Annotated in this window: 7 protein-coding genes; all 7 read left to right on the top strand. The window is 55.0% G+C overall.

The genetic code is table 11. The annotated features are described in order from the left end of the window. The first annotated feature begins 442 nt into the window (after positions 1–442). The gene (locus tag J1C54_RS15625) at positions 443–1,240 is read left to right on the top strand and encodes a DUF6160 family protein (RefSeq protein ID WP_229149709.1); all 798 of its coding nucleotides are present in this window, start codon (positions 443–445) and stop codon (positions 1,238–1,240) included. Positions 1,241–1,332: 92 nt separating this feature from the next. Continuing rightward, positions 1,333–2,880: a sulfotransferase gene (locus J1C54_RS15620; RefSeq protein ID WP_229149708.1), complete on the top strand. Its 1,548-nt coding sequence runs from the start codon at positions 1,333–1,335 to the stop codon at positions 2,878–2,880. A 117-nt stretch (positions 2,881–2,997) separates the two neighbouring features. Further along, positions 2,998–3,813, top strand: a complete 816-nt coding sequence (locus tag J1C54_RS15615; RefSeq protein ID WP_229149707.1) for a C39 family peptidase — start codon at positions 2,998–3,000, stop codon at positions 3,811–3,813. Positions 3,814–3,857: 44 nt separating this feature from the next. Then, a complete protein-coding gene (locus J1C54_RS15610; protein WP_229149706.1) occupies positions 3,858–4,901 on the top strand; it encodes a transporter in 1,044 nt (347 codons plus the stop codon). Between the two features lie 34 nt (positions 4,902–4,935). After that, entirely contained in the window at positions 4,936–6,615 is a 1,680-nt protein-coding gene (locus tag J1C54_RS15605) for an OmpP1/FadL family transporter (RefSeq protein ID WP_229149704.1), read from the top strand. Further along, positions 6,615–7,544: a hypothetical protein gene (locus J1C54_RS15600; RefSeq protein WP_229149702.1), complete on the top strand. Its 930-nt coding sequence runs from the start codon at positions 6,615–6,617 to the stop codon at positions 7,542–7,544. Before J1C54_RS15605 ends, J1C54_RS15600 begins: the two co-directional genes overlap by 1 nt. Positions 7,545–7,687: 143 nt before the next feature. After that, positions 7,688–8,814 (top strand): hypothetical protein (locus tag J1C54_RS15595; RefSeq protein WP_229149701.1); only part of this gene is annotated, 1,127 nt, incomplete at its 3' end.

Genomic DNA, 8,814 nt, shown 5'->3' with positions numbered 1-8,814 from the left:
CGGTAGCGCCGTGTGCCTGCAGCACGGCAACTGGCCGGCTGGCCGCCAGGTGCTTGCCGCTGGCATGCCAGATAGCACTGTAAAGGGGAGCGTACTGGGTCATTTCCTGCACCTGAAACAGAGGCGAACCATTATAGGGCAGGGGAGTGAGAATCCCGTCACACTATGTAACTGAAATATATGGCTGGTGTTACGCACGGTAACAGTGCGGCGCAAGGGCCATATAATGGGCGGTTTTATAAATCTGGTTGATTTTTGATCTAATGGGTAAAAAGCATTAAATAACATGATGTTAGAGGGGCTGTGGGGGGTGATTGTAAAGTGAAATTCCGGCTGACGTCTGTGTAATCACCGTGTTACTGTTTGTTTGTGCGCTGTTGCAGCGCCACCAAAGATAGATAACCCCATAATAAACGCGTGTGTGCACACGAGGAGAATACAAATGAAAGGGTTCAAGAAACTCGCTCTGGTTACCGCCGTAGCTGCTCTGCCGATGAGCGGCTTCGCTATGGAAGCTCTCGATGACGCCACCCTGTCTGACGTAACTGGTCAGACTGGTATTCAGATTGGCCTGAGCCTGACCCAGACCATGAACGTGTTGATCGACGACACCGACGGTCTTGATGTTGGTACTGGTCCGGCTGCCTATACCGCAGCTGGTGGTATCCTGATCCAGAACATGGGCATCACTGGTACTGCTACCATCGACATCGATGCTGGTGGTAATGCTACTGACGGTGTGTTGGTTGTTCAGGTTGCTCTGGCCAACGGCTTTAACATCGACACCGGCGACCTGTATGCGGTAGATACCACCGCAGGCTCGGGTGCCTATTCCAGTGGCAATGGCGCCAATACTCCGCCGACCACTGCCATTCTGGATAGCGTCAACGTTGCTTTCGCTAGCGGTCTGGATCTGGAAGTTCAGCTGGGCGACGGCGCAGCCAACTTCGCAGAGCTGACTGGTGATATCGGTACTCTGACCATCACCAACTTTGCCCTGAATGATATTGCTGGCGGCGGCGCTCTGAGCTCCACCCAGATTGATATCAGCGGTCTGGACGTGACTGGCACCACCATTGCTCTGACTGCAACCGGCATGGAAATCGTTACTGGTGCGTCTCTGAACGCTGTAGACATCACTATTAATGATCTGATCCTGGGCGGCGGTGCTGCTATGGGTGATGTTTACATCACTGGTCTGGACCTTTCTGCTCAGACTATTACCATCAGCGGTAAGTAATTCGGAAAGTTACTTTTCCGAGAAAAGGCCCGGCTTGCCGGGCCTTTTTTTATGCCTTCTAATTCGCCTTTCCATATTGCTCAGAGTGAAACATGAAAGTCAGTATTGATGAGGCTCTGCGTCGCGGCCAGATTGAGCCGGTGGTTGCGGCATTGCTGCAAGCTCTTGCTCAGGGGCAGGCGCCCTATGCGGAGCTTATGCGTACCGTTGAAGCTGCCCAGGGTCAGCCGGAGCTGCTTAAAAGGCTGCGCCACAAGGCAGTGCATAGTCGTCCGCGTGATCCCCGCTCCTGGCGGGTTGCGGCGCTATGCGATCGCCACCTGCATGACTGGGCGGCAGCAGTAGCGTCTATTCGCCGCTGTTACGCGCTAGGCGATCGCGATGACCAGCTGCGCCTGACAGAGGCCAGCTTGCTGGAGATGCTTGGGCAGCAGCAGGAGGCTCTGGATGTGCTTGAGGGCCAGTGGCCCGAGACACTGGCTGCCAAGGCCTGGGCGGTGCGCGGCCGGGTTTGGCTGCGAATGAAAGCCTATTCGACTTTGGTGGATGAGCTGGGCGGCTGGTTAGAAGGTAGCTCTGATCAGCAGTACGCGGGTTATGCGGGCTGCTGGAAAGCTCTGGGCCAAGCCTATGATCATCTGGACCAGCCTGACCAGGCAATGGCATGCTTTCGCCGTGGCAATGAGCTGGGACCGAAGACGGATATGGAAAGCGATGCCATGGCCGCATTTCTGTCAGCATGGGGCCGTGAAGCAACCCTGCAGCCTTTTCAGTCCTGCTCGCCGAGTTCTTACATTGGGCCCACCCCTGTTTTTCTAGTCGGCTTTCCTCGTTCAGGCACCACCTTGCTGGAGCAGGCGCTGGATGCTCACCCGGGTATCTGTGCCCTGGAGGAGCGACCTACCATCGAGAGGGCGTTAGCCGCGGCTCAACAGCTTATCCAGAAGCGCGCAGAGGTAAGGGAGTCTGTGGCCGCAGCGGGTTCCTTGCCAGATAAGCTGGCCGAGCTGCTGATGGCTATTAGTCGAGCGGATGAAAATGAGCTTGAGACAATCCGCACGGTTTATTTTGATGTGGTCAGGGCCGCTGTGGATTGGCCTGAAGGCGCGCTACTGGTAGACAAGAATCCGCTGAATTTTGTCCATCTGCCATTTATTGTTCGTTTGTTTCCTGAGGCAAAGTTTGTTTTCGCGCTGCGAGACCCTGCGGACTGCGTGCTTAGCGGGTATATGCAGCATTTTGAGAGGAATCCAGCCATGGATCGCCTCACGTCCCTTGAAGGAGGGGCCCGCTTTTACGCCGATGTGATGGGGCTGTTTGAGCGCTATCGGCAGGCTCTGCCGCTGGAGGACAGGCTGCACTTCGTTCATTACGAGCAGTTGGTGAGTAACTGGCAGGGTACTGTTAGCGCGGTGCTGGAGTTCCTCGGTGTGGGCTGGCATCAGCAGGTTGAGCATTACAGGGAGCACGCGGCGCGGCGCGGTACGATTGCCACGCCGAGCTATCAGGCTGTGGTGGAGCCCCTGCGTAGTCGGCCAACGGGCCGTTGGCGCAGCTATCAGCATTTGCTTGGCGACGCCTTCAAGCCGCTGCAGCCATATCGACTGCTATGGGGCTATGAGGAGGGTGTCCGGGAATAGCCGGGCACCCTTTACAAAATCCCTACAAACACTGCACGTTCAGGCGGTTAGCATTGCCCAGTCGTGTTTCTCGATCCGACAGCGTATTCATAACAATAAAGGACCGGGCCGCCTCCAATGCTGGCAATTATTCTGGGTGTAGGGTTGATTTTTGTGGCTGTGAACCAGTCCATGGTGGTGGAGGAGTACCCGAAGGGTTATGTCCACTACGAACACCCGGTTGGCGATATGGGTGCGGTGTATGAGCGCGGTATCGTGGTTAAACCGGTATCGGACTTCAAATATCAGAACTTGACTCGCCAGGCCTACGATTATTCTTGTGGTTCCGCTGCGTTTACCACGGTTCTTAACCAGTATCTGGGCCGTCAGTTTGATGAGCGTCAGATTATGGAAGGTCTGCTGCGCTTTGGTGAAACCGAAAAGATCGTTGAGCGGCGTGGTTTTTCCCTGCTGGATATGAAGCGTCTGGCCACCGCTCTGGGTCACCCCAGTGGTGGTTTTCGGGCTAAATTCGAAGACATAAAAACACTTGATCACCCAGCCATCGTGCCTATCCACTACGGTGGCTTTAAGCACTTTGTTGTGCTTAAGGAATACCGTGATGGCCACCTCTATGTGGCCGATCCGGCATTGGGTAACATTAGTTTTACCGAGACCAAGTTTCAGGAGATCTGGACTGACAATGTACTGTTCATTATCTTCCCTAACGGTTTTGAGCCGCAGGATGGCTTGGCATTAACAGACTGGGATATGCGCCTGGTGGACGAAAAGACGATTAGTCACATTGTTTATCAGGAGTTCCCGGTGTTTACCAAGACGCTGGAAAATGAAGCGGATCGGGCGGCCTCGCTGGTGCGGGTGCGTATCGAAGATGAGTGGGGCGAAACACGCATAATTAATGTGCCGACCCGAACCTATTTCAACCAGAAATGATCGATAAAAATATGGCTGTAGCAGAACAACAAAGGATCAGACTGATGAAAACTGAAGGGGGTGTCATCCTTAACGGGGCGCTGCTGTGCTGCTTGCTGGCTACGGCCGGGTTTGTTCAGGCAGAAGACGTCGAGGACGCAAGGGAGGCCCTGCAGCAGAAGGAATCAGATGTCACCGAAGAAAGTAATCTGGAAGAGGTATTCCAGGCTGCCCAGAAGCAGTATTCGCTGCTACCTTCTGGTGAGATGTCGATGAACTTTGGCGCAAGCTACAGCTACTTTCGTGACAACCGGATCAATATTGCTATTGAGCAGGGCCAGATTACTAACTTCCAGATCGAGAATGATGCCCAGCATTCGTTTGGCGCCAGCCTGTCGCTGGACTACGGTATCTGGGATAACCTGACACTGAATACCAATCTGCCAGTCTCGTACAAGTATGATACTGAGAAAGACGTCTCCGTGGCGGCTCTGGGGGATGTGTCAATCGGCTTGCGCTATCAGCCTTTTCCAATTAAGGCAGGTGCGACCAACACTACTTTGTATACCACCCTGTCCACGGCAACCGGCAATAGCCCTTACAAGATTGACACCCGTAATCAAGTGTCCAGTGGTAAAGGTTATTACTCGCTGGGTGGCGGGGTAAGTATGAGCAAGGTAATCGACCCGGTGGTGCTGTTCGGTTCGGTCGGTTACACCCATGCCTTTGACGTAAGCGGGGTTAATCAGGATCGCGGCAGCCGCACGCTGACCGGTGTGGAAACCGGTGATAGCGTTAACTTCTCTTTTGGTTTGGCCTATGCGCTTAGCTATGAAGTATCGCTCAGCGCCAGCTACCAGCAGTCCTATAGCTTCCAGTCTTTCTTTAACTTTAAGCCAGAGCTGAATGATGATGGTGACCTGATTAAGCCTCGCGTAGGAAGCTCGGACGCTACTTCCAGTGTGGTGAATATGTCGCTGGGTCTGCGTACCGCTGCCAACCGGGTGATCAATTTCAGTTTTGGTTTCGGCCTGACCGAAGACTCTCCTGATGTCCTGATGGGCTTCAACGTTCCGGTGGATTTCGCCGGCTTCAAACCGGGCGCCTGATTCCGGAAATAATGGCTGTAGCCGGAAGAAAAGAATGACAATCAAAACAGGCAGAACAGTAGTGCGCAAAGTCGGGGGCGGGGTAGCAGCGTTAAGTCTGCTACTGGCCGGTCCGTCTGCTGCGCAGCTTGCGACTAACCTGGCCGTGGACGTCCGGGCGATGAGTATGGCCCATGCGGTGACGGCGGATCCGCCGGGCATCATGGCGATTCACTTTAATCCTGCTGGCCTTGGCAAGCTGCGTGGTCGTCGTATGGACCTGCAATTCGTTGGTGTCGATTTCGGCATTAACTCGGAGTTTACTGCGCCGCCGGATTACAACGTATTTGGCTTTTCTGATGATCCGGTGGTGTGTGCGGATGCGCCGGATAATGGTGCGGACTTCTGCCGTGAGTTTCGTACCGGCAAGAGCACCGTGGAAGGCGTTAGCCTGTATATCCCGATTCTGAATGACGGCGTGGACTTGCCACCGGGGCCGCTGCTTGCTGGCCCGATACCATCTTTTTCCATTCGTCCGCCGGGCTCCAAGTTTACTTTTGCTACGGCAACCTACCTGCCCATGGCAGCCGGTTTGTATCGCGCCGATGATGATCCGGGTAACTTCATGGGCCGGCGCATGGCACTCGAGCGTATTACTTACCTGTCTCCGTCCGTGGGCTTTCAGGCTACCGATACCCTGTATTTGGGGGCGTCGGTTGGCCTTTCCTATCAGGCGGTGATGTTGGAAACCGATTTCCGTGCACCGAACGAGCTCACTGGTTTTGCACGGATTCTTGATGAGAGTGTGTGCGCGCCATTCAAGGGTGAAAGTAATATTGCTCTGGATCTCATCTTGTTTGGTATCTGCCGACCGGAAGAGGGTCTGGGGCCGTTCAAGAACCTGGCTTCCCTTGATGTGGCCATGGATCAGCGTCTCAGCCCCAGCTATAACCTGGGGGTTCTGTGGGAGCCAAACGACCGATTTGCCTGGGGAGCTGTGTGGCACTCTGAGGCCAAGGTGAGCATGACCGGTGACTTCACCGTGAACTATTCCAACGCCACGGAGCAGACTATCAATGGTATCGGCGGCAGTGCTACCGGTGCGATTGCTCTGGCGGTATTGGGTATTCCATCCAGCGTTGGTAGTTCGGAAACTGGCCTGATCAGCATGGATTTGACCATGCCGGCCCATTTCCAAACCGGTATAAAAATCCGTCCGACGGAGCGCTGGCAGTTTAATGTGGACGCCGTGTGGGTGGACTACGACCAGTGGGATGCGTTCAATTTCAAATTTAATAAAGCTACCGCGGTGACTGCTCTGGCCAGACTGTTTTCACCGGGCTCTACTCCCACCAGGTTGCGTTTTCCTCTGGAGTTTCAGTCCACCTGGAATCTGGCGTTCGGCGTTCAGTATGACCTGACCGGCCGTTTGCAACTGCGTGGCGGCTATGAGCCGCGTGCATCGGCTATCCCCACAGATCGCCGTAACCCGATGGTGCCAATCAACGAAGCTCGCTATTACAGTCTTGGTCTGGGCTACAAGTGGGATAAGGACACGGATATCGACTTGGCTATTGCCACCATGCGGAGCAGGGATAATATCCCGGCCAATACCAGTACCTTGGGCAATAGTGAGGGTATCGATAACGTCGTCTACAACCCTTACGCGGGTCTTGATATCAAGACCGAAACCACCATCAATATGGTCGGTCTTGCGTTTCGTACGGCCTTCTGATGAGAGTGGTTGTTCTGATCGGGCTGCTTGCTTTGATCTCTTCCTGCACTACCTCTAACCGCCCGGACTCGGGCGGTTTCTACTCCTACGTTGATGCACAGGGCAATTTGGTTACGGTGGTGCGACAGTCGCCAGAGGGGGGCAAGTCGTCCACAGAAACCTTGCAAGCCACGGCGGAGCCGGTTGCTGTGGAACGTCCACGTCTGGATGAACTGGATGCCACATCTTTGGATGAACAGGGGCAGTACCAGACTGACGAGCAAGTGCAGAAAAAAATCGAGGACGCAGAGCGCGATCGCTTTGTTATCTATCGCGATGCTTCTGGTTATCAGGTTACAGAGCAAGTGGATGTGGTTGCTGCACGCAAAGCCAAGGAAAGCAAACCCCCGGTTTATGAGGTGCTCGGAAACACCTCTAATGCTTACATTGAGCGGGTGGAGGCCGTGCCGGAGCGCTGCTGTGACGGCCCGCTGAAGCAGGCAGTATCGCTTAGGCCTGGACTGGAGGAGTTGGTCTCCTTCAGCCCGCCGTGGTACTGGGTGTCTATGCCTGAACGCCACCCCGCGGTGGCGTTTCGTGTTGAGCCGGGTATCGCTGCATTACGCTTGCAGACTTTTTTGACCGGAGTTGGCTATCTTCACCCACAGGCTGCGTTCCTTGATCAGGACGGCGTGCCTATCTTGCTTGTAGACAATTTGTTTGCCCGACGTTATCCGGAAACCTGGAGTCGTTTGGGTTATCTGGAAGGCGAGCTGCCGGTTGAGAAGGGCGCTGCCTGGCTGGTTCTGTATCTGGGCTATGCCGGCGTGTCTGACAGCGGCCGGCCGGAACTGGTGCCGGGGGAATACCTTTGGGCTGAACCTTCCGCGCCTTTGGCTCTCAAAGGGGAGTTGGTGGTGCGGGCCTTAAGAGCACCGCCGGGGCAGTAGGCCCCGTGTAATCGGTCGTTGTTAGTTTGTAACTGTATGAAAGGCCTTCTGTTTTGTCGGCAGTATTGTGCCGCCGGGCGGCGCATAATGGTACTTGTTGTGCAGCCGTGTAAGGCTGTGATCAGTCATTTTCAGGATCTGTTATGAAACACGTTACCTTGTACGCTTTGGCGCTTTCTGTTGCTGTTGCCGCAGTGTCGCTTAGTGGCTGCAATGCCGGCGAAGACTTCGGCGACGTCAATATTGGCGGCCCAATCATTGATAACACGCCGCAGCCAGCTGATTTGCCAGCCGATGATGAGGATGCCCTTGAGATCGAGCTGGTGGTGGCTTCGGATGTTGGCGGTATGGTGCGTACTGCCAATGTGGCTCATATCAAGTATGAATGTACCGAGTCAGTAGGCGAGGTAAAGGCCTCCGGCGACACCGCATATCTTGCGCGCTGCGCAACTAGTGCCAGATCGGTAGAGTTTTTTGTTGGTGGTTCTGGCGAAGGTGATCCGCGTATCTCATTTGGTGTCGCCTACTTGCCCATGTGTACCGGCCGTAGCGAGGGCTCAGCAGGGCAGTCTGGTTGTGCCGGTGGTAGCGGCTTCTTTCAGGTGGCCGTGGCTGACTTGGTGCCGCGTCCACGTTCGACAGATGATCCCGATCCCTTGCCACTTTCCGCCCCGGCTCGGCGGCTGGCCAGTGACGCAGAGGTACGTAATCGAGTTGCCTTGCTAACAGCGTTGGATGTTGATCCCGATCCGCTGGTGCTGAAAGTGTCCAGTGGCGCCACTAACCTGGCCGGCAATGCTCCGACCCCTGTTAGTGACCCGGATTCCGACTTCTCGGAAGAAGATTATATTGTCTTTAGCGCGGCCTGGGCGGACTGGCTGGCCTCCATTAATGCGGCTTACTCAACGACTCTGGCCTTGCCTGCTACCTCGGCAGACGCCGAGGCACTGGCTCAGGCGGCGATGGATCGTACTCGTATCGGCCTGTTCTCCCTGGAACATGATGGCGTCACTTATGCCACTGCATTTCCCGATGAGCCGTTCAGTAATCTGAATATAATTTTGCCGTTTATCGTCATGCCTGATGGCAGTGTGCTTGGTGTAGGTGCCCTTTTCGGAATTGAAGGTGACGGTCTCACTACGAAGGCGGCGGATGATTTGCTGGCCTTTGAAGCTGGTGCCCGGCTGGATGATAGTCTGAATATTCGCGGTGATGGGCTCGGCGACTGGGAGGTGCTTAGTGTGCTTGATCCGGCGGATGCGGCACTGAG

The sequence above is a fragment of the Alcanivorax sp. 1008 genome (assembly GCF_020667895.1).
GTDB lineage: Bacteria > Pseudomonadota > Gammaproteobacteria > Pseudomonadales > Alcanivoracaceae > PGZG01.
The sequence above is the reverse complement of the archived record's forward strand: the minus strand, read 5'-3'. Positions and strand labels throughout refer to the sequence as shown.

What these genes read in the sequence shown, in the direction of transcription:
- J1C54_RS15600 (WP_229149702.1), top strand. Translation starts at nt 6,615, where the DNA reads ATGAGAGTGGTTGTTCTGATCGGGCTGCTTGCTTTGATCTCTTCCTGC.
- J1C54_RS15620 (WP_229149708.1), top strand. Translation starts at nt 1,333, where the DNA reads ATGAAAGTCAGTATTGATGAGGCTCTGCGTCGCGGCCAGATTGAGCCG.
- J1C54_RS15605 (WP_229149704.1), top strand. Translation starts at nt 4,936, where the DNA reads ATGACAATCAAAACAGGCAGAACAGTAGTGCGCAAAGTCGGGGGCGGG.
- J1C54_RS15610 (WP_229149706.1), top strand. Translation starts at nt 3,858, where the DNA reads ATGAAAACTGAAGGGGGTGTCATCCTTAACGGGGCGCTGCTGTGCTGC.
- J1C54_RS15615 (WP_229149707.1), top strand. Translation starts at nt 2,998, where the DNA reads ATGCTGGCAATTATTCTGGGTGTAGGGTTGATTTTTGTGGCTGTGAAC.
- J1C54_RS15625 (WP_229149709.1), top strand. Translation starts at nt 443, where the DNA reads ATGAAAGGGTTCAAGAAACTCGCTCTGGTTACCGCCGTAGCTGCTCTG.